The 23,760-nt window shown below is 69.3% G+C and carries 23 protein-coding genes; 8 read left to right on the top strand and 15 right to left on the bottom strand.

From position 1 onward, the window contains the following. Window positions 1–42: 42 nt before the first annotated feature. Window positions 43–1,437 carry a class I SAM-dependent methyltransferase gene (locus tag ABIE65_RS16310; RefSeq protein ID WP_354079078.1) on the bottom strand — a complete coding sequence of 465 codons (1,395 nt, stop codon included), beginning with the start codon at window positions 1,435–1,437 and terminating at the stop codon, window positions 43–45. After that, window positions 1,434–1,664, bottom strand: a complete 231-nt coding sequence (locus ABIE65_RS16305; protein WP_354079077.1) for a hypothetical protein — start codon at window positions 1,662–1,664, stop codon at window positions 1,434–1,436. Before ABIE65_RS16305 ends, ABIE65_RS16310 begins: the two co-directional genes overlap by 4 nt. A gap of 243 nt (window positions 1,665–1,907) precedes the next feature. Between ABIE65_RS16305 and ABIE65_RS16300 the strand changes: the two genes are divergently transcribed. Continuing rightward, a complete protein-coding gene (locus ABIE65_RS16300; RefSeq protein WP_354079076.1) occupies window positions 1,908–3,503 on the top strand; it encodes a hypothetical protein in 1,596 nt (531 codons plus the stop codon). Here ABIE65_RS16300 and ABIE65_RS16295 read toward each other — a convergent pair. Further along, window positions 3,500–4,129 carry a 2-hydroxychromene-2-carboxylate isomerase gene (locus ABIE65_RS16295; RefSeq protein WP_354079075.1) on the bottom strand — a complete coding sequence of 210 codons (630 nt, stop codon included), beginning with the start codon at window positions 4,127–4,129 and terminating at the stop codon, window positions 3,500–3,502. The two genes, ABIE65_RS16300 and ABIE65_RS16295, sit on opposite strands and share 4 nt — an antisense overlap. Window positions 4,130–4,134: 5 nt before the next feature. Beyond that, complete coding sequence (locus ABIE65_RS16290; RefSeq protein ID WP_354079073.1) at window positions 4,135–4,872, bottom strand: SDR family oxidoreductase; 738 nt, start codon at window positions 4,870–4,872, stop codon at window positions 4,135–4,137. Window positions 4,873–4,968: 96 nt separating this feature from the next. On the opposite strand from ABIE65_RS16290, the gene ABIE65_RS16285 reads away from it, so the two are divergent. The 3 genes from ABIE65_RS16285 to ABIE65_RS16275 all read left to right on the top strand — a co-directional run bounded on the left by ABIE65_RS16285 (window position 4,969) and on the right by ABIE65_RS16275 (window position 7,875). Further along, complete coding sequence (locus ABIE65_RS16285) at window positions 4,969–5,427, top strand: winged helix-turn-helix transcriptional regulator (protein WP_354079072.1); 459 nt, start codon at window positions 4,969–4,971, stop codon at window positions 5,425–5,427. Window positions 5,428–6,076: 649 nt separating this feature from the next. Then, window positions 6,077–7,342, top strand: a complete 1,266-nt coding sequence (locus ABIE65_RS16280) for a thiolase C-terminal domain-containing protein (protein WP_354079071.1) — start codon at window positions 6,077–6,079, stop codon at window positions 7,340–7,342. A gap of 14 nt (window positions 7,343–7,356) precedes the next feature. Then, entirely contained in the window at window positions 7,357–7,875 is a 519-nt protein-coding gene (locus ABIE65_RS16275; RefSeq protein ID WP_354079070.1) for a Zn-ribbon domain-containing OB-fold protein, read from the top strand. Between the two features lie 2 nt (window positions 7,876–7,877). On the opposite strand, the gene ABIE65_RS16270 is transcribed toward ABIE65_RS16275, so the two are convergent. The 7 genes from ABIE65_RS16270 to pehA are packed head-to-tail and all read right to left on the bottom strand — an operon-like array spanning window position 7,878 to window position 15,711. Further along, the gene (locus ABIE65_RS16270) at window positions 7,878–8,621 is read right to left on the bottom strand and encodes a glycerophosphodiester phosphodiesterase family protein (protein WP_354079069.1); all 744 of its coding nucleotides are present in this window, start codon (window positions 8,619–8,621) and stop codon (window positions 7,878–7,880) included. A 26-nt stretch (window positions 8,622–8,647) separates the two neighbouring features. Continuing rightward, on the bottom strand, window positions 8,648–9,538 hold the full coding sequence (locus tag ABIE65_RS16265) for an ABC transporter permease (RefSeq protein WP_354079068.1): 891 nt from the start codon (window positions 9,536–9,538) through the stop codon (window positions 8,648–8,650). 7 nt (window positions 9,539–9,545) lie between these two features. Continuing rightward, window positions 9,546–10,481, bottom strand: coding sequence for an ABC transporter permease (locus ABIE65_RS16260; protein ID WP_354079066.1), 936 nt, complete (start codon window positions 10,479–10,481; stop codon window positions 9,546–9,548). A 5-nt stretch (window positions 10,482–10,486) separates the two neighbouring features. Next, complete coding sequence (locus ABIE65_RS16255) at window positions 10,487–11,482, bottom strand: ABC transporter ATP-binding protein (RefSeq protein ID WP_354079065.1); 996 nt, start codon at window positions 11,480–11,482, stop codon at window positions 10,487–10,489. Continuing rightward, window positions 11,479–12,492: an ABC transporter ATP-binding protein gene (locus tag ABIE65_RS16250; protein ID WP_354079064.1), complete on the bottom strand. Its 1,014-nt coding sequence runs from the start codon at window positions 12,490–12,492 to the stop codon at window positions 11,479–11,481. Before ABIE65_RS16250 ends, ABIE65_RS16255 begins: the two co-directional genes overlap by 4 nt. A 10-nt stretch (window positions 12,493–12,502) precedes the next feature. Continuing rightward, on the bottom strand, window positions 12,503–14,131 hold the full coding sequence (locus tag ABIE65_RS16245) for an ABC transporter substrate-binding protein (protein WP_354079063.1): 1,629 nt from the start codon (window positions 14,129–14,131) through the stop codon (window positions 12,503–12,505). A 20-nt stretch (window positions 14,132–14,151) separates the two neighbouring features. Beyond that, complete coding sequence (pehA, locus tag ABIE65_RS16240; protein ID WP_354079062.1) at window positions 14,152–15,711, bottom strand: phosphoric/sulfuric ester hydrolase PehA; 1,560 nt, start codon at window positions 15,709–15,711, stop codon at window positions 14,152–14,154. Window positions 15,712–15,862: 151 nt separating this feature from the next. Here pehA and ABIE65_RS16235 point away from each other — a divergent pair, with 151 nt between their 5' ends. From ABIE65_RS16235 to ABIE65_RS16225, 3 genes are read left to right on the top strand one after another with little or no spacing between them, the layout of a single operon-like run. Beyond that, window positions 15,863–16,831 carry a WD40/YVTN/BNR-like repeat-containing protein gene (locus tag ABIE65_RS16235; protein ID WP_354079061.1) on the top strand — a complete coding sequence of 323 codons (969 nt, stop codon included), beginning with the start codon at window positions 15,863–15,865 and terminating at the stop codon, window positions 16,829–16,831. Between the two features lie 41 nt (window positions 16,832–16,872). Then, window positions 16,873–17,841: an NAD(P)H-dependent flavin oxidoreductase gene (locus tag ABIE65_RS16230; protein WP_354079060.1), complete on the top strand. Its 969-nt coding sequence runs from the start codon at window positions 16,873–16,875 to the stop codon at window positions 17,839–17,841. 12 nt (window positions 17,842–17,853) lie between these two features. Further along, entirely contained in the window at window positions 17,854–18,255 is a 402-nt protein-coding gene (locus tag ABIE65_RS16225) for a lysozyme inhibitor LprI family protein (RefSeq protein WP_354079059.1), read from the top strand. A 21-nt stretch (window positions 18,256–18,276) separates the two neighbouring features. Here the strand turns inward: ABIE65_RS16225 and ABIE65_RS16220 are convergent, their stop codons facing one another. The 3 genes from ABIE65_RS16220 to ABIE65_RS16210 all read right to left on the bottom strand — a co-directional run bounded on the left by ABIE65_RS16220 (window position 18,277) and on the right by ABIE65_RS16210 (window position 21,775). Further along, window positions 18,277–18,522, bottom strand: coding sequence for a DUF1272 domain-containing protein (locus ABIE65_RS16220; RefSeq protein ID WP_354079058.1), 246 nt, complete (start codon window positions 18,520–18,522; stop codon window positions 18,277–18,279). Between the two features lie 29 nt (window positions 18,523–18,551). Next, window positions 18,552–20,114, bottom strand: coding sequence for a helicase HerA-like domain-containing protein (locus ABIE65_RS16215; protein WP_354079057.1), 1,563 nt, complete (start codon window positions 20,112–20,114; stop codon window positions 18,552–18,554). A 68-nt stretch (window positions 20,115–20,182) separates the two neighbouring features. After that, window positions 20,183–21,775: a PAS domain-containing sensor histidine kinase gene (locus ABIE65_RS16210; RefSeq protein WP_354079056.1), complete on the bottom strand. Its 1,593-nt coding sequence runs from the start codon at window positions 21,773–21,775 to the stop codon at window positions 20,183–20,185. Between the two features lie 373 nt (window positions 21,776–22,148). On the opposite strand from ABIE65_RS16210, the gene ABIE65_RS16205 reads away from it, so the two are divergent. Beyond that, complete coding sequence (locus tag ABIE65_RS16205; RefSeq protein ID WP_354079054.1) at window positions 22,149–22,841, top strand: Crp/Fnr family transcriptional regulator; 693 nt, start codon at window positions 22,149–22,151, stop codon at window positions 22,839–22,841. A 16-nt stretch (window positions 22,842–22,857) separates the two neighbouring features. Here the strand turns inward: ABIE65_RS16205 and ABIE65_RS16200 are convergent, their stop codons facing one another. Next, complete coding sequence (locus ABIE65_RS16200) at window positions 22,858–23,733, bottom strand: universal stress protein (protein WP_354079053.1); 876 nt, start codon at window positions 23,731–23,733, stop codon at window positions 22,858–22,860. Window positions 23,734–23,760 lie beyond the last annotated feature (27 nt).

The raw sequence follows: 23,760 nt of genomic DNA, 5'->3' as shown, positions 1-23,760 counted from the left end.
GCCCAGTCGCCAGGCCGGTGGTGCCTGCGGTGCAATCGCGCCTTACGGCCTGCGGTCGTACCAGACGAGCAGGCGTCCGTTCGCCGAAAGGTGGTGCGACGAGACGATTCGGGCGCGTGCGCCGAGGGCAGCGAGGAAGGCGTCCTCGTTGTAGTCCGGAAAGATGTCCTCCCGCAGGGCGAGGAGGCGCTGCACCATCGGGTCGGTCTTCGGCGGAAACTCGACGACTCCGACGGGGGCCAGATCCATCAACCAGTCGAGCGCCATCGGAAGCGGCACGTTGCGGCCGATGGCGATGTGATGGATGAAGGCGAGGGCGACGAGCGCGTCGGCGGGACCGCGCTGCCGGAGCCCGCGCCGTTCCGCCTGTGCCCATCCCTGCGACGGGCTGGGGTTCGCCGCATCCAGCCAGAGCGGCAGGAACGGCCGCCCCTCCCGGCCGAACCGGTCGAAGGCGCGATCGAGCGCGGCGTGGTCGTAGTCGAACCCGACGACGTAGCCGGCACCGGCATCGAGCGCCGCAGCCGAATAGTCGCCGGAGTTGCAGCCGAGATCGAACAGCATGCCGGGCCGGACCGCCGCCACCATCTCCTGGACGAACCTGCGCTTTTCCGCGGCCTGGGCGTCGCTGTAGCTGTTGGCGCCGGCATAGTCCGACCAGACGGTACGGCCGGACGGCGGCTTCAGGCCGGCGATGTGGTTGCGCAATCCGGACAGCAGACCTTCGAACGCCGCCTTCGGCAGCCGGCCCTGATGCAGCCCCGCCCGGGAAGGCTTCCGGCCGATCGCCCGGCGCTGCAGCGAGGCCTGAGCGACGACATGGCTGAAGACGGTCCAGGACAGCTTTCTGCGCAGCGGCAGCAGCGGCGCGATGTCTTCCGGCGCAATCCCGTCCAGGCTGCCGCGGAACCACGCGTTTGGGGCGCTGCCGAAAGCGCTCCAGAACAGCAGCGGGTTCAGGAACTGCATGCAGAACTGGCGATGGCCGGTCCAGAACTCGCCGTCGCGATAGGGGCGCAGCGAGAGGTGGTCGATGAAGACCGGCTTCGTGCCCTCGAACTGCACATTGTAGGCCGTGGCGTCACTGAGCGTGAAACCGGATTTCAGTGCCGCAAGATGCAGGTCGAGATGCAGCAGAGCCGCCGCGCGGTGGACCGAGAAGCTCCATTCGTACGGATAGGAGACGAAGGGAATGCGCGGATGCTCGAGCGCGTGCACGGCACTGTCCGCATGCGGAGCGAGGTCATCGAGGGCGATCTCGCGCGACGGCAGCAGCAGTCCGTCCGCCGCGAGACGCTCGTACAGGTCGGTGGCGTGCGCCGCCTCGTAGGCGGCCGCGTTGGGGCGCATCACCGCCCGCAGTACGCGCGGACCCTGCAGGAAGACGCGGCCGCCCGGGTCGCGGAACGAGGCGGGATCGGCCTGAAGCACGCTCATTCCGGGGCGCGGCGTCCGAAGGATTTGAGCCAGGCGGCCGACTGCTGAAACCGGTCCCTGATCCGGGCGAGATAGCTGCGCCCGAGCACCAGGCCGCACGCGACAGCCCCCATCACGGCCTGCAGTACGATGCTGCCCGTGCCGGGATCGAGATAGGCATGCGACGGCTGCGTCGATGCCAGTACGATCGCGATCACGAGTGCAGAGTCGTAGACGATCCGCGTCAATGCACAGTCCTCCGTTGCTGGTCTCCGACCTTCGGCGAGGGAGGTGAACGGGTCGTTAAGCCGGCGCAAAAGCGCGCTTTGGTTGCGGAAAGCGGCAACCGGTCGACGTATCGCCGGCCTTTCGGTGCGGTCCTCACACCGGAGGCGATGCGTCCGTTCAACCTTTTTTAGGCATGGGCGCCGACGATGTTCGCCTCGGGAGGCACCCCGTCCCGCCGCGCCGATGACATCTGGAGATATTGCGTGACCGGAGATCCGCCCGGCCGTCCGACGTCGATGCAGGAGACACCACTACGGGTGACCGCAGCGGGGGCGCTCGTCCTCGTGGCATCGTTCGTCAACTATGCGACGCACAACGGCTACCCGCTCCTCACGCCCGAGGTCGGGCTGGTCTCTCTGGGGCTGCTGGCGCTGGTCGCTGCGGCGAGTGCCGTCTATGCGGCGGCTGGTCGCCGGCTGCGCACGGTGCTGATCGTGCTGCTCTGCTTCTCGGCCGTACAGATCAACTTCGACGGCGGTCTGGTTGTCACGGCGCTGACCCTCGCGCTGCTGCTTCTGGGGCGGGCAAGAACGCCGCTGCTCGCAGCGGTCGCAGCGACCATGCTCATGGCCGACCTCGTGACCAGCATTCCGACGGGCAACGCGATGCAGCCGGAATCGTCCGTTACGCCGGGTCGCTCGACCGACGAACCGGTGCTGCTGCACCTCGTGGTCGACGAGCATGTGGGAATCGAGGGGTTCCCGGTCGGTGATCCCGATCTGGAAGCCGCGCGCGATGCGGTGGTCGGGTTCTACGATGGCCAAGGATTCAGGCTCTTTGCCGGCGCCTACAGCCTCTTCAACAACACGGTGAACGCGCTTCCGACGATCCTGAACTTCGGTGACATCCAGCCGTGGGCCCCGGAACATCTGGACGGCATCGATCTGGACGAGAACGCATACTTCGAGCGACTGGAGGCCCTGGGCTTCGATCTCACCGTCTATGAGAGCGACTATATCGGCTATTGCGGACAGGCGGCGGTGGACCGGTGCGTCGTCTACGGGATCAACGATCTCTCCGCGGTCGCCGCGAGCGCACTGCCCGTATCGGCGAAGGCATCGGTCGTCGCCTATGGCTTCGCCTCCCTGTCGGGAGTCGCCCTCGCGGTGACCAACGCGTATGACCGACTTGCGCTGTACGCGCGCGACCGCGGCTGGTTCGAGCTTCCCTTCATCGAACTGCAGTTGCGCAGCGTCTTCGGTTCGCTCAGTGCGACCGCCGCATTCAACCGCCTGGTGGACGATCTGCGTGACGCGCGGCCGGGACAGGCCTACTTCGCCCACCTGCTGCTTCCGCACTATCCCTATGTGCTCGCCGCCGACTGCACGCTCAAGCCGATCCGCGAATGGGGGCTGCGTCAGTCCCTGGTGTCGAGCCTGGACGAGAGGCGGCTGGCCTATGCCGAACAGGTGCGCTGCGTGACGACGAAGATCGGCGAGGCCCTCGCCGCGCTGGCGGATTCGCCCGGCGGAAAGCGGACGATCGTGATCGTGCACGGCGACCACGGCTCGCGCCTTACAGAGTACGACCCGACGCTCGAAGCGATCGACCTCTTCACGGACGACGACGTCGTCGCCAGCCACTCGACCCTGTTCGCCGTGCGTGCCGAGGGGATCGACGCCGGCGTCGAGGAGCGGCGGCTGCCGGTCTCGCAGATCCTGAAGACCCTGTCGCAGTCGGCGTTCGGGTCGGCGGCCGTCGACGTTCCGGATGGATTCGTGCCGGAGGTCATGCTGGTGCGCAGGGATGCCGAGCCCGTGCGCGCCTACGCGCTGCCGTCTTCCTGGGTCGCCGACTAGCGCGAAGCGGGAGAGGCTCCGGTGATCGCTTCCTCGACGTCGCGCAGGCGGTCCTTGCCGAACCACATCTCGTCGCCGACGAAAAAGGTGGGGGAGCCGAAGCAGCCGCGCGCCACGGAGGCCTCGGTTTCGGCGATCAGCCGCTGTTTCACGTCGGCGTCCTGGATACGCGCCGCGATCCGGTCGGCGTCGAGACCGGAGGCCTTCAGCGCGGCCAGCATGACCGCGGGATCGTCCATCTTCTTCGGCTCCTCCCACATATGGTGGAAAGCGGCCTCGACATAGGCGTCGAGCGTCCCGTCGATCGCCGCGGCCGCCGCACCGCGCATGAGCGCCAGGGTGTTCACCGGGAAGAACGGGTTGCGCGTGAAGGCGGTGAGCCTGTGCCGGGCGATGAAGCGGTCGGTCTCGCGTCGCTCGTAGTCGAGCTTGTTGCGGATGCCGGCGAAGGCCTCGCCGGGCGAGCGGTTGCCCGTCGCCTTGAACACGCCGCCGAGCAGGACGGGGACATAGCGGAATTGCGTCCCGGTACGCTGCTCGATCCCCGGGATGACGCGGTGCGCCAGATAGGCGTTCGGGCTGCCGAAATCGAAATGGAACTCCGGCGTGACGGGCATCGCGGTCATGCGGCTCACCAGGTCTCGGGTGCGGGGCGGATGTCGAGTTCGTGCGTCCAGGCGTCGGGCGGCTGGCGGTGGATCTGCCAGTAGGTCTCGGCGATCGAGGCCGGATCCACCAGCCGGCCCGGCTCCAGCCGCTCGACCGTGCCGGCCTTCTGGATGCGCTCGCGCACCCATGCGGTGTCGACGCCGGCGTCGATGACGAGGTGCGCGACGTGGATGTTCTGCGGCCCCAACTCGCGCGCCATGCTCTGCGCCACGGCGCGCAGGCCGAATTTGGCGCTCGCGAAGGCCGCGTAGCCCTTGCCGCCGCGCAGGCTCGCGGTGGCGCCGGTCAGCAGGATGGTGCCGCGCCCGTGCGGCAGCATGCGCCGCGCCGCCTCTCGCCCGGTTAGGAAGCCCGCGTAGCAGGCCATTTCCCAGACCTTGCGGAAGACGCGCTCGGTCGTATCGAGCAGGGGGAAGTTCACGTTGCCGCCGATGTTGAACACGGCGACCTCGAGCGGCGCCGCCGCGTCGGCATCCGCCATGAAGCGGACGACCTCGTCCTCCTTGCGGGCATCCAGGCTGCGCCCATGCGCGCGCCCGCCGGCCACCTCGATCTGCGCCACCAGAGGCGCCAGCTTGTCGCCGTTCCGCCGGCCGCAGAAGGCGACGTAGCCCTCGCGCGCGAACCTTCGGGCGATGGCGGCGCCGATATAGTCGCCGGCCCCGACCACCGCGACGCTGGCATTCCGTGGCTCCACCATCGGATGTCCACCCTGGGTTTCGTTTTTATACGCACAGTGTGCGTTTGGAAAACGACCCGTCAAGCTATGCTCCCGGCGCAGGGGTACGGAGGCGGGATGCGCTGGAGCGAGATCGGAAGCGAGGATTGTTCGGTCGCGCGCACCGTTTCGATCGTCGGCGACCGCTGGACGCTGCTGATCCTGCGCGACTGCTTCCTGGGCGTCCGCCGCTTCGAGGCGTTCCAGGAGAAGATCGGCGTGACCCGGCCGATCCTGTCCGACCGCCTGCGCAAGCTGGTCGGTGCGGGGGTGCTGGCGAAGGTGCCCTATTGGGAGCGGCCGCCGCGGCACGACTACCGCCTGACAGAGAAGGGACTGTCGCTCTATCCGATCATCGTCGGCCTCGCCCATTGGGGCGACACGCACCTGTCGGGCGAAGACGGCCCACCGCTGCTCCGCCGCCACAAGGCCTGCGGGCACCTTTTCGATCCCGTTCTCACATGTTCGGAATGCGGCGAGGCGGTGGGGCCGCGGGACGTATCCGTCGAAGCGCGTAGCGCCCGGGCGGGCGACTGACCGCCCGGATGGTCTAGGACGCGAAAGCGTGTCGTCGGCGCCGCCGCCGCCGGAGCCGTTGGCGGCCTCTTCCAGTCCTTCGATCGTCAGCACTGGGGCGTCCATCGCTGTCTCGTGGCGGAGGGCACAATGCGGACAGGAGACGCGGTCGTCAGAGAGCCGGCCGCCGGCCGTGGGGAAGCCCCGACGGACGCAGGGTCGGCCGGCACGCCTTCAGGGGGGGCGCTGCGCAAGGCGGACATTCAGGAAAAGAAGGTGTCGTCTGCGCCGGTGCTACCCGCGCCCACCGCCGCATCGCAAATCGTCTCGCGCGTCAGCTTCGGAGCGCTCCGGCGCTTCCTGCCGCTACCGCGGTCTTCGTCGGCGCTACACGCCGTTTCCCGTCCTTCGAAGCCGCTACGGGCGGAGAATGATCTGCATCACGATCAGTTCATGCGCTTGTCGCGGACAATTGTGCCCGCCGAAGGCTTAACGCCACCATGATAGCCCTGTCGGTGGCGCCTTGAAGCCGCTCTGCGTGCGGCCGGCCGGCCGCACAGCGGCGGCGACGCTCGGGCCGGAGCGATGCCGCGGCAATTCATCTGCCCTTTGACTGGACAAAAGCCGCCGCGCTACCGTCCTCCCAAGAACGACGGAGGAGGATGGCCCGATGAGTCTGGACAGCGTGTCGGAGATCGACACGACGACGCCGCGCACCTTGCGCGACCGCTACGCGATCGTCGGGGTGGGCGAGACGCCCTATGTGCGCGGCGCAGGCCGGACGACGCGGTCGCTGGCGACGCTCGCCATCGGCAACGCGATGCGCGATGCCGGGCTGGAGGCCGGCGACATCGACGGCATGCTGTCCTACTCGATGAACGATTCGACGCCGGCGCCCTTCATCGCCGGCGACCTGGGCATCCGCCTCAACTTCTACATGGACTGCTATGGCGGCGGATCGTCCACCGAGGCGCTGATCGGCATGGCGACCGGCGTGATCGCCGCCGGCATGTGCAAGACGGTCGCCGTGTTCCGGGCGATGAACGGCTTCTCCCAGGTGCGCATCGGCGGGACGGGCGCACGGTCGGCGATCCCCACCGTCGGCGACGACCTGCACAGCCGCGCCTACGGCTGGCAGAGCGCCGGGCAGATGTTCGCGCCCACCTTCCTGCGCCACATGTACGAGTTCGGCACGACGCCGGAGCAGGTGGCCATGGTCAAGGTCATCCATTCCGAGCATGCGTCGCGCAACCCCAAGGCGCTCTACCCGAAGCCGGTGACGGTGGACGAAGTGCTGAACAGCCGCATGATCTGCAAGCCGCTGCACCTGCTGGACTGCTGCGTCGAGACCGACAACGCCACCTGCGTGATCGTCACCAGCGCCGACCGGGCGAAGGACTGCCGGAACCCGCCGGCGCTGATCCGTTCGGTCGTCGGCCGTGTCTGCAAGCCGCGCATCGACATGCACTATCAGCGCGGTCCGATCACCACCGTTGCCGGGCATTACGGCAAGGACATCCTGTGGCCGAACGCCGGCCTCGGGCCGGAGGACGTGGACGTCACCGGCTCCTACGACGCCTTCACCTTCACGACCATGCTGCAGCTTGAGGATTACGGCTTCTGCAGGAAGGGCGAGGGCGGCCAGTACGTCTCGGACGGCACCATGCGCCTGGGCGGGCGGCGGCCGAACAACACCAGCGGCGGCCATCTGTGCGAGGGCTATACGCACGGCATGAACATGGTGATCGAGAACGTGCGCCAGATCCGCGGCGAGGTGGACGACGACTGCCCGATCGGGCCGGACGGCAAGCGCCAGCACACCTACGACTACGGCCACAACGGCCGCTGCCGCCAAGTGAAGGACGTGAACGTGACGGCGAATCTGGGCTGGGCGCATCCGGGCACCGGGTCCGCCATGATCATGGCGCGGGCGTGAGGGAGGACCGGCAGATGCTGCAAGGCGATCATATGGGGATGACGCTCACGGTGCTCGACCTCGACACCGAGAACCTGGGCTATTTCGGCCACTGCGCGAAGCACGCGTTCCATCTGCAGCAATGCGCGAAGTGCGACCTGCTGCACTATCCGCCGACGACGACCTGTCCCTTCTGCGGCAATCCGGAGCAGACGTGGACGCCGGTCGAGGGGAGGGGCACGGTCTACTCCTATGCCGAGGTGCACCACGCCATCCAGCCGGGGTTCAAGGGGCACACGCCCTACATGGTCCTGCTCGTCGAACTCGACACGCAGAAGGGCAAGCCGACCGAGCACGACGCCCTGCGCGTCGTCGGCAACTTCGTGACGCCGGACGGCGAGATGGCGCCGCCCGAGATGGTCAAGACGATCGGCATCGGCTCGCGCATGCGCATGGTCTTCCGCGACGTGTCCGAGGGCCTGTCGCTGCCGATGTGGACCCTGGACGAGGCGGCGGACCAGCCCGCGACGCCCTGGCGCTACGCGCAGGAGTAGGCTCAGGCGGCGCGGGCGCTCCGCATCGCCAGGGCGAGGTCCGGGCGGTCGGTGGTGAAGACGTCGACGCCGAGGGCGAGGGCATTGGAAATGGTCGGCTCGTCGCTGCAGGCGTAGCAGCCGGCGCCGAGGCCGGCCGCGCGGCAGGCGGCGACCATGTCGGCCGTCACCTGCCGGCCGTGGATGGCGAGCGCCAGGGCACCGCGGCGGCGGGCGAGGCCGATCAGGTCGTCGATGTCGCCGATGTCGCGCAGGACATGCTGTGCCACCAGCCAGATCAGGTCCTTGGGCGCCGCTTGGCGGGTCACCTCTTCCAGCGTCGAGAGCTGGAATGCGGTGATCACCGTGCGCTCGAGCACGTCGTGGCGGCGCAGGGCGTTCAGGATCTCGCCCACATGCCCGGGGTAGGGGCGGCCGTCGGCGTCGGGCTTGATCTCCAGGCGCAGGGTGAGGCCGGTGGGGCGGAAGATCTCGATCACCTCGTCGAGGAGCGGAATCCGATCGGCGCCGGTGCCCTTGATGCGGAGCTGCGACAGGGCGTGCCAGTCGATGTCGCAGACGCGGCCGGTGCCGTCGGTGGTGCGGTCGACCGTCGCGTCGTGGATCACCACCAGCCGGCCGTCGCGGGTCGGATGCACGTCGAACTCGACCTGCTCGACCCCGAGCTCGACGGTGCCATAGAAGGCCGTCGGGCTGTTCTCCGGCCAGAGCAGGGCTCCGCCGCGGTGCGAGGCGATCTCGGTCATGCGGTTTCCCTCAGCGCAGGGTGGGCTCAGCGTAGGGTCGGGTCGAGGCGGTCGCGCAGCCAGTCGCCGAGGATGCTGATCGCGAGCGTCGTCAGCACGATGATGACGCTTGGCGCCAGCATGATCCAGGGGGCCGACTGCATGTATTCGCGGCCGTATCCGACCATGTTGCCGAGGCTGGTGAGCGGCGGCTGGACGCCGAGGCCGAGGAAGGAGAGGCCCGATTCCAGCAGGATGATCTCAGGGAAGCTGAGGGTCATGCTGACCAGCAGCGTCCCGGCGATGTTGGGCAGGATGTGCAGCCCGTAGACGCGCCAGGGCGAGCCGCCGAGATGGCGCACCGCACCGGCATAGCCCTGCTCGCTGGCGGCGATGGCGAGGCCGCGCGCGATGCGGGCGAACCGCTCCCAATTGTTCAGGCCCATCAGCGCGATGAACAGCGGCAGGCTGTTGCCGAAGAAGGCGAGCACCGCCAGCGCGATGATCATGAAGGGCAGCGAGGCCTGCATGTCGGCCAGCGCCATCATCGCCTCCTCGATCCAGCCGCGGAAATGCGCGGCGAGGAAGCCCACCGAGATGCCGATGAAGGCGGAGAGGAGGGTGCCCAGGAAGGCGACCAGCAGGCTCATGCGGATCGAATGGATCAGCCGGCTGAGCACGTCACGGCCCAGTTCGTCGGTGCCGAGCAGGTGCGCGGTCGTGCCGCCGAAGCCCCACGGATCGGCGAGCCGCGCGCGCAGGTCCATCTTGGTGAAACCCTGCGGCGACAGCTGGTCGGCGAAGATCGCGACGAACAGCATGGCGACGATCCAGGCGATCGCCAGGATGACGCCGGGCGGCCAGGCGGTGAGGAAGCGGCTGCGCCGGCTGGGCGCGGGCGCCGTGGCTGCGACAGGGGGGCGTACGGATATGGTCATCGGTGTCTCAGCCCGCTCCGGCGGCGCGGTGGGTGCGGACGCGGGGGTCGATCCATCCATAGGTGAGGTCGACCAGCAGGTTGGCGACGACCATGCAGGAGGCGATCAGCAGCAGGATCGACTGCACCACGGCGAGGTCGCGGTTGGCGACGGCGACGACCAGCAACCGTCCGACGCCGGGCCAGGAGAAAACGCTCTCGACCACCACGGCACCGGCGATCAGGCCGCCGATCATGAAGCCGATGACGGTGACGGTGGGGATCGCGGCATTCGGCAGGGCGTGCCCGGTGACGACGCGGCGCCACGGTAGGCCCTTGGCCGTGGCAGCCCGGATATAGGGCTGGCCCAGCACTTCGATCATCGCCGAGCGGGTGAAGCGCGCCAGCACGGCGGCACCGGCGAGGCTGAGCGTGATCACCGGCAGGATGGCGTGCTGCACGGTGCCGTAGCCGCCCGACGGCAGCCAGCCGAGATTGACCGCGAACACCAGCGCCAGGACGAGCCCGAGGACGAAGCTCGGCATGGTGTAGCCGGCGACCGAAAGCGTCATCGTCATCCGGTCGGCGAAGGCGTTGCGGTGGAGCGCGGCGAAGATGCCGGCCGACACGCCGATACCGATCTTGAGCGCGAAGGCGGGAAGGGTGAGGGCGAGCGTCGCCGGCACCCGTTCCCAGACGACGGTGAAGGCGTCGCGACCGTCGCGCATCGAGCGGCCCAGGTCGCCGTGCAGCGCATTGTCGAGGAAGTGCAGGTACTGCACCCACATCGGACGGTCGAGGCCCCAGGACTTGCGGAATGCCTCGATCGCCTCCGGCGGCGCGTCGACCGACATGATCAGCAGGGCGGGATCGCCGGACAGGTTGAGGATCGCGAAGGCGAACGTGCTGACGGCCAGGATCGTCAGCAAGGCGCGCAAGAGGCGGGTGGCGAGGTAGCGCAGCATGGTGGCTACGCCGCCCGGCGTGCGGCGATGTCGCCGTGCGTCATGTGGCAGGCGACACGCGTGCCGTCGGCGAGCGGTCGCAACTCCGGCCGGCGCTCGGCGCAGAGCGGCTGCGCCCAGGCGCAGCGTGTGCGGAATGCGCAGCCCGAGGGGACGTCGACGGGGTTGGGCGGGTCTCCCTGCAGGAGGATGCGCTCGCGCGCCTTGGCGCCGCGGGCCGTCGGGATCGCGGAGACGAGAGCTCGGGTATAGGGGTGTTCGGGCTGGGAGAACAGCCGGTCGGGATCGCCCTGTTCGACGACGCGGCCGAGATACATGACCGCGACCTCGTGGCTGACCTGACGCACGATGCGCAGGTCGTGGCTGATGAACAGGTAGGCGACGCCGAACTGCGCCTGGATGTCGCCGAGCAGGTTGACGACCTGGGCCTGGATCGAGACGTCGAGGGCCGATACCGGCTCGTCGCAGACCAGCAGGCGCGGCTCCAGGATCATCGCGCGCGCCAGGACGATGCGCTGACGCTGGCCACCCGACAGTTCGTGCGGATAGCGGCCGAAATGGCTGGCGCCCAGGCCGACGGCTTCCAGCAGCGCCATGGCCCTGTCGCGCCGTTCGTTCGGCATGCCGATGCGGTGGATCGCCAGCGGCTCCATGATCTGGCGTCCGACGGGCAGGCGCCGGTCGAGCGCGCCCAATGGATCCTGGTAGACCATCTGCATGTCGCGGCGCTGGCGGCGCCATTTGGCGTCGTGGCGCGCCTGGACCGGCTGGCCGTCGAAACGGACCGCGCCGCCGGTCAGGGGGACCAGCCCGAGCACGAGCTTGGCCGTCGTCGACTTGCCGCAGCCGCTCTCGCCGACGAGACCGAGCGTGCGGCCGGGCGGCACGGCGAAGGAGACGCCGTCGACGGCGCGCAGGCTGCGGCGCTTGCCGAGCAGGCCGTCGCGGCGCACCTCGTAATGGCGCTCGATCGCGTCGGCGACCAGCAGGGGGGCCGTCACCAGACGAGTTCCCGTGTCGGCGCGGCGACATCGGCGCCGGCGACCCGGATACAGGCGGCGCGGCGCCGGCTGCCGGAGGCCAGGAGCGGCGGAACGCCGGCGGCGCAGGCCGGGACGGCGTCCGGACAGCGCGGCGCGAAGCTGCAGCCGGGCGGCAGGCTCCATGGCTCCGGCACAGTGCCGGGGATCGCGACCAGGGCGCGCCGCGGGCCGTCGAGGTCCGGCAGTGCCGCCATCAGGCCGCGCGTATAGGGATGGCGGGGATCCTCGAAGAGGGCGTCGCTCGGCGCTTCCTCGACGATGCGGCCGGCATACATGACGGCGATGCGGTCGCAATTCTCGGCGACGACGCCGAGGTCGTGCGAGATCAGCACCATGGCCATGCCGCTGTCGCGCCGGATCTCGCGCAGCAGGTCGAGGATCTGTGCCTGGATCGTCGCGTCGAGCGCCGTGGTCGGCTCGTCGGCGATCAGCAGGTCGGGGGCGCCCGCCAGCGCCATCGCGATCATCACGCGCTGGTTCATGCCGCCGGACAGCTGGTGGGGGTATTCGTCGAGCCGCTGCTGGGCATTGGCGATGCGCACCCGGTCGAGCAGGCGGCGCGCCTCGACGCGGGCGGATGCGCCGCTCAGGCCGCGGTGCAGCCGGACCGCCTCGGCAAGCTGGCTGCCGATGCGGTGGACGGGGTTCAGGGCGCTGGTCGCGTCCTGGAAGATCATCGCCATGCGGCGGCCACGCAGCTTCTCGACCGCCGGCTCCGGCATGTCGGGGATCGAGGCGCCGTCCAGCAGGATCTCGCCGCCGATGCGCGCCCGGGGCCCGAGCAGCCGCATGACCGCCATCCAGGTGACGCTCTTGCCGCTGCCGCTCTCGCCGACCAGCCCGAGCGCTTCGCCGCGCCCGAGCTTGAGGTCGACGCCGTGCACCGCCCGGACGATCCGTTTGCCCGTGTCGAAATCGACGGTCAGGCCGGCGATCTCGAGGATGGGCGGCGGTGCGAGGCCGAACATCACGCGATCCTTACGCCTTGATCGCGAAGTTGCCGGCACGGAAGTCCATCGACTGGCGCGGCGACCAGGTCCAGGCGATGTCCTTGCGCTTGCCGTAGAACAGGGCGGTCTGGTGCAGGACGGTATAGCCGGGGTCCTCGCGCTCGGCGATCTCCAGCATGCGGCGGAAGGCGGCGCGGCGCTTCTCGAGGTCGGTGCTGGACTCCAGCACGCCCGACAGCTTGTTGAACTCGGCGTTCGTCCACTCGCCGACCTGCTGTTGCTGGCCGCGCGGGCCGTGCTGGTTGACGAGCGAGCTCACGGGATCGCTGAACGGGGCGGAGTTCGACCAGTCGCGCGCGCCGCGCACCGTGCTCTTGTCGAAGATCTGCTGCCAGTTCTCCTTCATCTCGATCTGGACGTTCAGGCCGACCTCGCGCCACATCTCGATCAGGATCTGCGAGGTCGGGACCTGGTTCGTGTAGTAATTGTTGAGGACGCGGTAGGGGATGGGATCGCCCTTGTATCCCGCTTCCTTGAGGAGCGACTTCGCCAGGGCCGGGTCGAATGCCGGCACCGTCCAGTCGCGGATCAGCATGTCGCCGTAATAGTCCCACTGCAGGCCCTTCGGCACGGTCGTCCGGCCGAGGAAGAGGCTGTCGACGATCAGCTGCCGGTCGATCGAATGAGTCATGGCGCGGCGGATCCGCGGATCGGCCAGCACCGGATGCTCCTGCGCGAAGCAGAGCAGGCGGTGGTTGAGGATCGGTCCGCCGACGACCTCGTAGCGCGGATCGCGCTCGACCGTGGCGATCTGGTCCGGGGGAACGTCGGTGATGAAGTCGTACTCGCCGGAGAGCAGGCCGTTGATGCGGCTCGCGACTTCCGGGACGACGACGAAGCGGATGCGCGCGATCGGCGGCCGGCCGAGCCAGTGCTCGTCGAAGGCTTCCAGGACGAGCAGATTGTCGGGCTTGAACTCGGCGACGCGGTAAGGACCGGTGCCGACCGGCTTGCGGGCCCAGGACGGCCAGTCGCCGGCCTCAAGGAACGCCCGCTTCGAAACGACCTCCGAGGCGCGGGCGAGACGGCCTTCGAGGGTCACGTCGGGAACCTTGTTGACGAGGCGGACGGTGTACTTGTCGACGATTTCGATCCGGTCGAGGGCCGGCCAGAGGCGCTTGGCGACCGCGGCCACCTCGGGCGGCAGCGAGGGGCCGGTCTGGCCCGTCTGCCGGGTGAAGAGGGTTCCCTGCGTCGCCTCCTGGCCCGTGCCGAACATGCGTTCCGGCCCCCAGGAGAAGGCGACGTCCTCGGCGGTCATCTCGTCGCCGTTGTGGAACTTGACGCCCCGGCGGAGCTTCAACTCCAGCGTCTTCTCGTCGATGCGCTTCCACTCGGTGGCGAGGCCGGGCTTCAGCGACAGGTCGCCCTGCCGGTCCGCGTCGATAAGATGGTCGAAGATCGAGTAGAAGATGCGGGCGCCGACGTTGCTCTGCTCGCGCAGCGGCTCCAGCGCGCCGCTGTTGACCACCTGCTGGACGGCGATGGTGATGGTCGGCCGCTTCAGGCTGTCGGCGAACAGCAGGCGCGGCGTCGCGGCGAGGGCGCCTGCGGCCATGCTCGTTGCGATGAAGCCGCGGCGTGTGATGCGGGGCATGGAACTCTCCGTTCTAAAGTCTAGGCGCGCTGTTCGAGGCCGCGCGGCGTGGCGCGGTAGCCGGTGAGCGTCCGCTCGGCATATTCCAGCCGCCAGGACAGCATCTTCTGGGCATAGTCGCGGACGAGAGCGGCGTAGGCCGGCTCGGCAGCCAGGTTGACGAACTGGTGCGGGTCGTCGCGCAGGTCGAAGAAGAGCGGCGGCAGCGCCGCGAAGTGCACGTATTTGTACCGCTCGTCCTGCACCACCGCGAGTGCGGCCTGGTCGAGCTTCAGCCCGAGCCCCGTCTGCGGCTCCGAATAGAAGACGTCGCGGAAGTCGAACTCGTAATGCACTTCCGTGCGCCAGTCGGCCGGCGGTTCGGCGGCGCAGAAGGGCAGGACGGACCGTCCGGCGCACTGGCGCGGCACCGGCATGCCGAGCCAGTCGAGGATGGTCGGCATCGTGTCGATCGTCTCGCTGAAGCGGTCGACGATCGTGCCGCGGCCGGCGTCGGCATGGGCGTCCGGATCGCGCACGATCAGCGGGATGCGGAAGCTCTCGTCGAAATAGCCCACCTTGCCGAGCAGGTGGTGGTCGCCGAGCTGTTCGCCGTGGTCGGAGGTGAAGACGATCAGCGTGTCGTCCCACTGGCCCGTCTCCTTCAGGAAGGCGAAGACGCGGCCGAGTTGGTCGTCGATCTCGGACATCAGGCCGTAATAGGTGGCGCGCATGGTGCGCACCGCGTCCTCGTCCATGTCGCGGGCGAGGCCCTTGCCGCCCTGGAAGAAGCTGCCCTGGCCGATATGCTCGATGTACCAGCGGAGCAGCGGGTGCTGCGCCGCCTCGGCCTCGGCCGTGGCCGCACGCACCGGCGCTGGCATGTCGGCCGGGTCGTACATGTCGTTGTAGGGCGCCGGCGCGATGAAGGGTGGGTGCGGCCGGTAGTAGCCCAGATGCAGGAACCAGGGCCGGTCGCCGCAGCCGCGCAGATAGTTGATGGCGCGCTCGGTGAACCAGGACGTATCGGACAGGGCGGCCGGAATGCGCGACGGGCGCCGGGTCGGTCCGCTCTCGGCGTCCTCGCCTTCGGGCAGCCAGATCGAATCGCGGTTCGCGGGCAGCGCGTAGCCGTGGCTGGCGACCCAGGCGAAATAGGCTTCCTTGTTCGGCTCGAAGGCGCCGACCGGGCGGAAGCCGTCCATCAGGTCGCCCAGGGTGAAGAAGCGCGGATCGTCGGCGGTGGTACCGCGCGGGTCGGGCGTCGTCGTCGTGTAGCCGACCAGGGCCGGGTCGTAGCCGCCCTTGCGCAGCTCCAGCGCCAGGTTGGTGAAGCGCGCGTCGAGCGGGATCGTGTTCTGCACCGCCCGGTGCGTCATCTGGTACTGGCCGGTCAGCAGCGACGCCCGCGCCGGACCGCAGGGTGCGGCCTGGGTGAAGTGGTTGCGGAAGGTCGTCGCTTCGGCGCACAGCGCGTCGATGTTCGGCGTGCGCAGGCCCTTCGTGCCGAGGGCGGGCAGGATGTCGCCGCGCCACTGGTCGACCACGACCAGCAGCACGTTGCGCCGGCGCGGCCGGTCTTCGAGGGAGCGTGCGTTCATGGCGGCAGCGTTTAGCAGCGCCGTGTGACCGGCGGTTTTCCGTGCCGCGACGCTTCCGTGACGGTGGTCGCTCCGTCGACAGCGGTCGGCAGCGAGCCTAGAATCCCGGAACAATCGCGCCGGCGAACCGGCGCCGCTTCGGAGGAAGCCCATGGATGCGACGGTGTGCGTCGGCACGGCCGGCATGTCGGTCTGGTTCAGCGACGATCGCGGCGAGACCTGGACCCGGCCCTACAGCGAATCCGGCCTCTACCTGGAATCGCGGGTCTGGTCGCTCGCCGACCATCCCGACCGGCCCGGCGAGGTGCTGGCCGGCACCGACCTCGGCCTCTATCGGGCACGCCTGAAGGACAAGGCTTGGACGCACATTCCGTCGCCGATGGACGACCGGCAGATCTGGTCGCTCGCCATGGCGCCCTGGGATCCGGACCTGATCGTCGCCGGGACGCAGCCGGCCGGCATCTTCCGCTCGACGGACGGCGGCCGGACGTGGTCCGAAGCGAAGGGTACCTTCGCCGAGGCCTGCATCTTCGTGCACAAGCCGCGGGTGACGCAGATCCTGTTCGATCCGGAAGTGCGCGGCCGGGTGTGGTGCGGCATCGAGATCGACGGCATCCACCGCTCCGACGACGGCGGCGCCAGCTGGACCAAGGTGGCGGGCGAGGGGCTGGTGTCCGAGGACATCCACGGCATCTGCATCACGACCGAAGGCGGCCGGCGCCTGTGGGCGGCGACGAACAAGGGCTTCCACGTCAGCACCGACGACGGCGCCACCTTCACGTTCCGCAAGCTCGACGCGCCGTCGCAATATACCCGCTCGGTGCTGACCGCCGCGGACGGCGAGGGCACGATGTACCTGACCAGCGGCAACGGTCCGCCCGGCGACGACGGCCGCCTGCTGCGCAGCACCGACCATGCCGAGACCTGGATCGATGTCGGGCTGCCCGGCAAGCTGAACAGTACGCCGTGGTGCGTCGCGACGCACAAGGCCGACCCCAAGCTCCTGTTCTGTGCCAGCAATCTGGGCCAGCTCTTCCGGTCCACGGACGGCGGTGCTACCTGGACCAAGCTCGCCCGCGAACTCGGCGAGGTCCGAACCATCCTCTGGGCGCCGCGCTGAACGGGAGCGGCGCTCCATCACCTGCCCCTGGAGCGCCGCTCGTGCCCGAGTCCCGCCGTGGCCGCCCGCTGCCGCCGTCCATCACGAGCCGCCTGCGCCTGCCGGTGATTTCGGCACCCATGCTGCGGGTTTCCGGCCCCGACTTGGTGGCGGCGGCCTGTCGCAGCGGCGTCGTCGGCGCCTTCCCGACCGCGAACGCGCGGACGGTCGAGGAACTCGACGCGTGGCTGACGGATATCGGCGGCCGGCTGGCGGAGGCCGAACGGCCGGCCGCGCCCGTCTGCCCCAACCTGATCATCCGCCAGCCGCGGCTGCCCGAGGATCTCGCCTGTCTCGTCCGGCACCGGGTCGAGATGGTCATCACCAGCGTCGGTTCGCCGGCTGCGGTCGTCGGTCCGCTGCACGACATCGGCTGCCTCGTCTTCGCCGACATCGCCTCGCTGCGCCATGCCGAGAAGGCGATCGAGGCCGGCGCCGACGGGCTGATCCTGCTGACGGCGGGGGCGGGCGGGCAGACCGGCTGGGCCAACCCCTTCGCCTTCGTGCGCGCGGTGCGGGCGATCTTCGACGGGCCGATCGTGCTCGCAGGCGGCGTCGGCGACGGCCGCGCGCTGCGTGCGGCCGAGGTTCTCGGCTGCGACCTCGCCTATATGGGCACGCGCTTTATCGCCACGACCGAGAGCATGGCGGCACCCGCCTACAAGGCGATGCTGGTGGCGTCGGGCATGGACGACGTGCTGCTGACCAGGGCCTTCACCGGCCTCGATGCCAGCATGCTGCGGCCGTCGATCGTCGCCGCGGGCCTCGACCCTTCTAAGCTGGACGAGGAGGTCGCCGCCGACCGCGCCAAGGAATTGTACGGCGGCGGTGCGGGCCAGGCCTTCGGCCGGCCGAAGCGCTGGACGGACATCTGGAGCGCCGGCCACTCGGTCTCGGCGGTCGATGAAGTCATGGATACGGCCGACCTGATCGATCGCCTGTGCGTCGAGTACGCGGCCGCCGCCCCGTAACCGGAGAAGCAGATGCGTTCTCTCGTCTTCGCCGCCATTCTCGCGGTCGCCGCTCCGGTATCTGCCGGCGCATCGGCGTGCCGGGATGCCGAGACGCAGGCCGCGATGAACGCTTGCGTGGGCGAGGCATTCGCCGAGGCCGACGCGGCGCTCAACCGCGACTATGGACGGCTTCGCGCGCGACTGAAGGAGGACGCTTCGGCCGAGCGGAAGCTGGTCGCGGCGCAGCGCGCCTGGATCGCGTTCCGCGACGCCGAATGCGCCTTCTCGGCATCGTCTGTCGAAGGCGGGAGCGCCCACGGAATGGTCGTGGCCGAGTGCCGGACGCACCTGACGCGCCAGCGGGTCAAGGAACTGGGCTACTACCTCTCCTGCCGGGAAGGCGACCTCAGCTGCCCGGCGCCGCTGCGTTGACGCGTGCGGTAGCCGGTGCGGTCACGCGGCGCCGCACTTCTCGGGCTTGAGGATCCGCTCGGTCGAGGCGGGATATTTGGCGAGAAGCGCCTCCGGCCGGATGGGACGCGCGACGAGGCCGCCGCCGCAGTTCGGGCAGCGACCGTGGAGGCGTTCGTCGGCACATGCCCGGCAGAAGGTGCATTCGAAGGAACAGATCATCGCATCGGCGGATGCCGGCGGCAGATCGGTGTCGCAGCATTCGCAGTTGGGCCGGATCTGAAGCATCGGTTCGTTCCTCCCTCGATGGATCCCGTTCAGCGCCGCAGCATGCTGCCCAGCACGCCGCGGACGAGGGCGCGGCCGATCGAACTGCCCATCGAGCCGGCGATGCTGCGGCCGACATTCGCGGCGACCTGTCCGGCGATGCGGTTCGCCACGGTGCGGGTGACGTCGCGCGCGACGCGCTGGCCGGCGGTCAGGGGACGGCTGCGGCCGGCACCGGTGCCGAAGATCGAGCCCAGGAAATCGCCGATCCCGCCGGCTTCGGCCGGCGGTTTCTCGGTCAGGGCCGCGGCGGCGCGCTGCTGCAGCATCTCGAAGGCCGAGTCGCGGTCGACCGGCGTGTCGTAGTGGCCAGCGAGTGGACTGTTGTCGATCAGGCCGCGCCGTTCGGACGGTGAGAGCGGGCCGAGGCGCGCGGCGGGCGGCCGGATCAGCGTGCGCTGGACCATCGAGGGGACGCCCTTGCCGTCGAGCGTCGAGACCAGCGCCTCGCCGACCTCCAGGGCGCCGATCACGTCCACCGTCTTGAAGGCGGGGTTCGGCCGGAAGGTTTCCGCCGCGGCACGCACGGCCTTCTGTTCGCGCGGCGTATAGGCGCGCAGGGCGTGCTGTATGCGGTTGCCGAGCTGGGCCGACACGGCGTCGGGAACGTCGAGCGGGTTCTGCGTGACGAAATAGACGCCGACGCCCTTGGAGCGGATCAGCCGGACCACCTGCTCCACCTTGTCGACCAGCGCGTCCGGCGCCTCGTCGAACAGCAGGTGCGCCTCGTCGAAGAAGAAGACCAGCTTCGGCCGCTCCGGGTCGCCGACCTCAGGCAGGGCCTCGAACAGTTCGGACAGCAGCCACAGCAGGAAGGTGGCGTACAGGCGCGGGCTCTGCATCAGCCGATCGGCGGCCAGGATCGAGACATAGCCGCGTCCGTCGCGGGTCGTGCGCATCAGGTCGCCGATCTCGAAGGCGGGCTCGCCGAAGAACCGGTCGCCGCCCTGCTGCTCCAGCACCAGCAGGCGGCGCTGGATCGCACCGACGGTCGCCTTCGACACATTGCCGTAGCGCGTGGTCAGGACCGACGCGTTCTCCGCGATGTGCGCCAGCATCGCCTGGAGGTCCTTCAGGTCGAGCAGCAGCATCCCCTGTTCGTCGGCGATGCGGAAGGCGATGTTGAGGGCGCCCTCCTGCGCATCCGTCAAGTTCATCAGCCGGGCGAGGAGCAGGGGCCCCATCTCCGAGACCGTCGCGCGGACCGGATGTCCCTGGTCGCCGAACAGGTCGAGCGGCACCGCCGGAAAGCGGTCGTGGGCGTAGTGCGCCATGCCGATCGCGGCGGCGCGGGCGGCGAGGAAATCGCGCGGCTCGCCCTGGGTGGCGATGCCGGACAGGTCGCCCTTGATGTCGGTCACGAACACCGGCACGCCGGCGTTGGAGAAACCCTCGGCGAACACCTGAAGCGTGACTGTCTTGCCGGTGCCGGTGGCGCCGGTGATCAGGCCGTGCCGGTTCGCGCGGCGCAGATCCAGATATTGCGGGAGTTCAGCACCGCCGATGAAGATCCTGCCGTCCTCGTCCACCGTCAGCCCCTCGACCGAACCCACGCGCCACACTTTAGGCGAGGCGCGGGAGCGCGGCCAGCGCGGCCGCCGGAGGAATCGTGCGCGGCGGTTCAGCCGGCGTTGCGATCGACCGCCGTCGACCAGCGCTCGATACCCGGGAAGCGGAGCGTGACCGTGGTTCCGGCATCCGCGGCGCTCTCCAGGACGAGGCTGCCGCCGTGCATCTCCACCAGCCGCTTGGTCAACGGCAGCCCGAGCCCAGTCCCCTCCTTGTCGCGCGCCAGGGCGTGCGGCACCTGGCGGAACGGCTCCATCACGGTCGCCAGATCCTCGGCGGCGATGCCGATGCCGGTGTCGCGCACGGTCAGCAGCAGGTCTCCGTTCTCCCCAATTTCGGCGGCGATGGTGACGCTGCCGCCAGCGGGCGTGAACTTGACCGCGTTGGAGAGGAGGTTCAGCAGGATCTGCTTGAAGCGCTTCGCATCGCCCCGGAGCACATGCACATCCGGCGCGAACGACGCCGTCGTATGCAAGCCCGCCTTCGCCATGCTGGGACGCATCATGCGCAGGCATGTCTCGACCTCGCTGCGCACGTCTAGATCAGCCCACTGCAGGACGAGTTTGCCGGCGTCGATCTTCATGAAGTCGAGGATGTCGTTGATCATGTCGAGCAGATGCTGGCCCGATGTGAGGATGTCGGTGGCATAGGACAGGTAGATTGTGTTGGCCACCGGGCCCATCGTCTCCGTCCGGATCATGTCGGCGAAGCCGATGATCGCATTGAGAGGCGTCCGCAGTTCGTGGCTCATGCCCGCGAGGAAATCGGACTTGGCGCGGTTGGCGCGCTCGGCCTCGGCGGTGGCGGCGCGCAGCTTTTCCTCGGTCTGCTTGCGCGTGCCGATATCCCGCAGGACGGCGGTGAACGTGGTGGCCCCGCCCTGGGTGAAGTGGGAGATCGACGCCTCGGCAGGAAAGTGGCTGCCGTCCTTGCGCCGTCCGATAACCTCCGCGCGCTCGCCCATCATGCGGGAAGGCACCGGCGCGAAGGCGAATGCCTGCATCCATCCCGCGTGATCGTGCCGGATCTCCACCGGCAGGAGCATCTCCAGTCCACGGCCCAGCACCTCTTCCGCCGTGAAGCCGAAAATGCGCTCGGCCCCCTTGTTGAACAGCGTGATCCTATGCCGGGAGTCGGCCGAAACGATGGCGTCGTCGGCGATGTCGAGAAGCCGCGCGAGCCGGGCCTCCGACTCCCGCACCTTCCGCTCCGCGGCCCGCCGGATCGTGATGATCCGCAGCGTCAACACCAGGAGCGTCTCGCCGCCGACCACGGCATCGACGGCATTGACCGCAACGGGCACGAGTTGCCCGGAGCCGACGACGATGTCGATATCCGCCGCACGCCGCCGTCGCAGCCAGCGGACGACGGCCGCAGAGACAGGCCGCCGGCGGCGATCGGTCGGCGGAAGCAGAACCTCGATCGGCAGGCCGAGATAGGCGCTCTTTCCGGCGTCGAAGATGGCCTCGGCGGCGGGATTGAGATAGCGGATCGCGCCGCCGCGGGTTACGGCGAGCACGCCTTCCGACACGGCCTCGACCACCGCCCGAAAAAAACACTCGATGGTGTCGACGCCTGCGTCTGGGTCGTGGTTCGACGAACGACCGCCGGAAGGGAGCGGCCTCTCGGCCCGGTCGGAACTCATCGCTGTCTAGGGACGACCATTATGGACGGCGGGCCATGTCTGCGTGCGGCAGGAGGCCGTGGCCGTTGTTCCGACTGCGGGTGCACTGCGGCCCTCCCCGCGACGCTGTGGCGCGGCCCTCGCCCTGTGCAACGACTGTATCATTTGCCGAAATTACCAGCATTGGCGCGCGCCGCTCAATATTGGCGGGCGCAATGCTTGAGAGATAAATGCCGCAATTAAGTAATCTATGTTACCGGCCGCGGCCGCGGGATCGTCTATGCGTGTGCTCCTGGGGCCGGCACGGCGCCGTAGCCATGACGCGGGATGATGGACGCCGCCGAGCCTGTTCGCGCGTTTCGCCATGCCCGGCCCGTCTGGGAGGCGTGAAGCGGTGAAGCGACCGATGTTCGGGTGTGGCGAATGTCCGGTGCGGGACATCGCCTTCTACGGGTGTACGCTCGACCTGGAGCGGCAGCGCGGCGTTGTCCGGCGCCTGCCCGCGCGGTCGACGATCACGACGGCGTGCACCGATGGATCGTCGATCTACACCCTCCGGTCCGGGTGGGCCATCGCCTACCGGCAGGCACCGGGGGGCCGCCGGCAGATCCTCGACTTCGTCCTGCCGGGCGACATCGTGAACCTCGAACTCCTGGTGGGGCGCGAGACCACCTGCTCGGTGCGGAGCATTACGCCAGTCGTGCTGTGCGGCTATTCCGCCGCCACGATCCAGGAGATTCTATCGCGGCACCCGGCGGCTCAGGCGCGGTTGGTCAGGTCGCTGCTGCAGACGCTGCGCGATGCGGGGAACCGGATCGTCGACCTCGGCGCGCGGTCGGCCGCGCAGGCCATCGCGGCCATGGTGCTGGATGTCCGCCGCCGGCTGAGCGAGCGTGGGATGGTCCGGGGCAACCGCTTGGACTGGCCGGTGACGCAGGAGATCGTGGCCGACCTTCTGGGGATCTCTCGCGTCCACGTCACGCGCATGTTCGCGCAGTTGCGGAACGAAGGTCTCATGGAGGTTCAGTCGGGAGAGATGGTCATCCCGGACCACGAGCGGCTCAGGGCCTTCGCGGAGGGCATGTGACGCACGCTGGCGTCCTTCACCGGAACATCAGGACGGGGATTCGGCACGAGCGCACCATCTCGGTCGTGGTGCTGCCGATGATCAGGTGGCGGATGCGCGAATGGCCGTAGGCGCCCATGACCAGCAGGTCGGCACCGCCATCGTCGACGCGCGCCGCGATCACCTCCTCGGGATAGCCGGGCTCCACCGCCGCGACCACGTCGAAGCCTGCCCCGCGTAGCCGGGCGGCGGCGGCGTCCAGTTGCCGCCGCGCCTCGCTCTCGGTGGACCCGGCGAGCAGGATCGTACAGCGCAGGCCGCGCAGGAGCGGCCCGGCGGCGATGTACTCGACCGCCTTGATCGCACTCGGCCCGCCGTCGAAGGCGATCAGGAACCGGCGGATCGGGTGGAACGCGCGCGACGCCACCAGGATCGGCCGTCGGCTCGCACGGGCAATCCGCTCCAGGTTGGAGCCGAGATGCAGCTTGGCGAAGTCGGCCGCCTCGCCCCGCTTGCCGATCACGAGCAGGCTGGCCTGCTCCTCGATCTCCGCCAGGGTCTCGACGATGTCGCCGCTGCGCAGCGCCGTCGTCACCGACGGCCGATCGAACCCTGCCTCCGGCAGGGCCTGTGCCGCGATGCGCGCCTTGGCCTCGTCCAGGATCAGGCCGGCGCGGGCATGGGCGAGCTTCGCCTTCTGCTCGTCGAGGGCGGCGAGCTCCGTCAGCAGCATCTCCTGGGCACCCGCGCCCAGGCTGCCGCTGAAGTCCGTGGGCAGCGTCGAGATCTCGCGCCGCCCCAGCACATGGACCAGCTGCAGCGGTGCCCCGGACCTGGCGGCCGCCCAAGCGGCGTGGTCGCAGACGCTGTGCGAGTAGGCGGATCCGTCGATGCAGGCGACCACCTTGTCCATCTGCCGCTCCCGCTGTGCGCCCGGCGC

The sequence above is a fragment of the Constrictibacter sp. MBR-5 genome, from assembly GCF_040549485.1.
Taxonomy (GTDB): Bacteria; Pseudomonadota; Alphaproteobacteria; order JAJUGE01; family JAJUGE01; genus Constrictibacter.
This window is presented reverse-complemented; position numbering and strand designations above follow the sequence as displayed.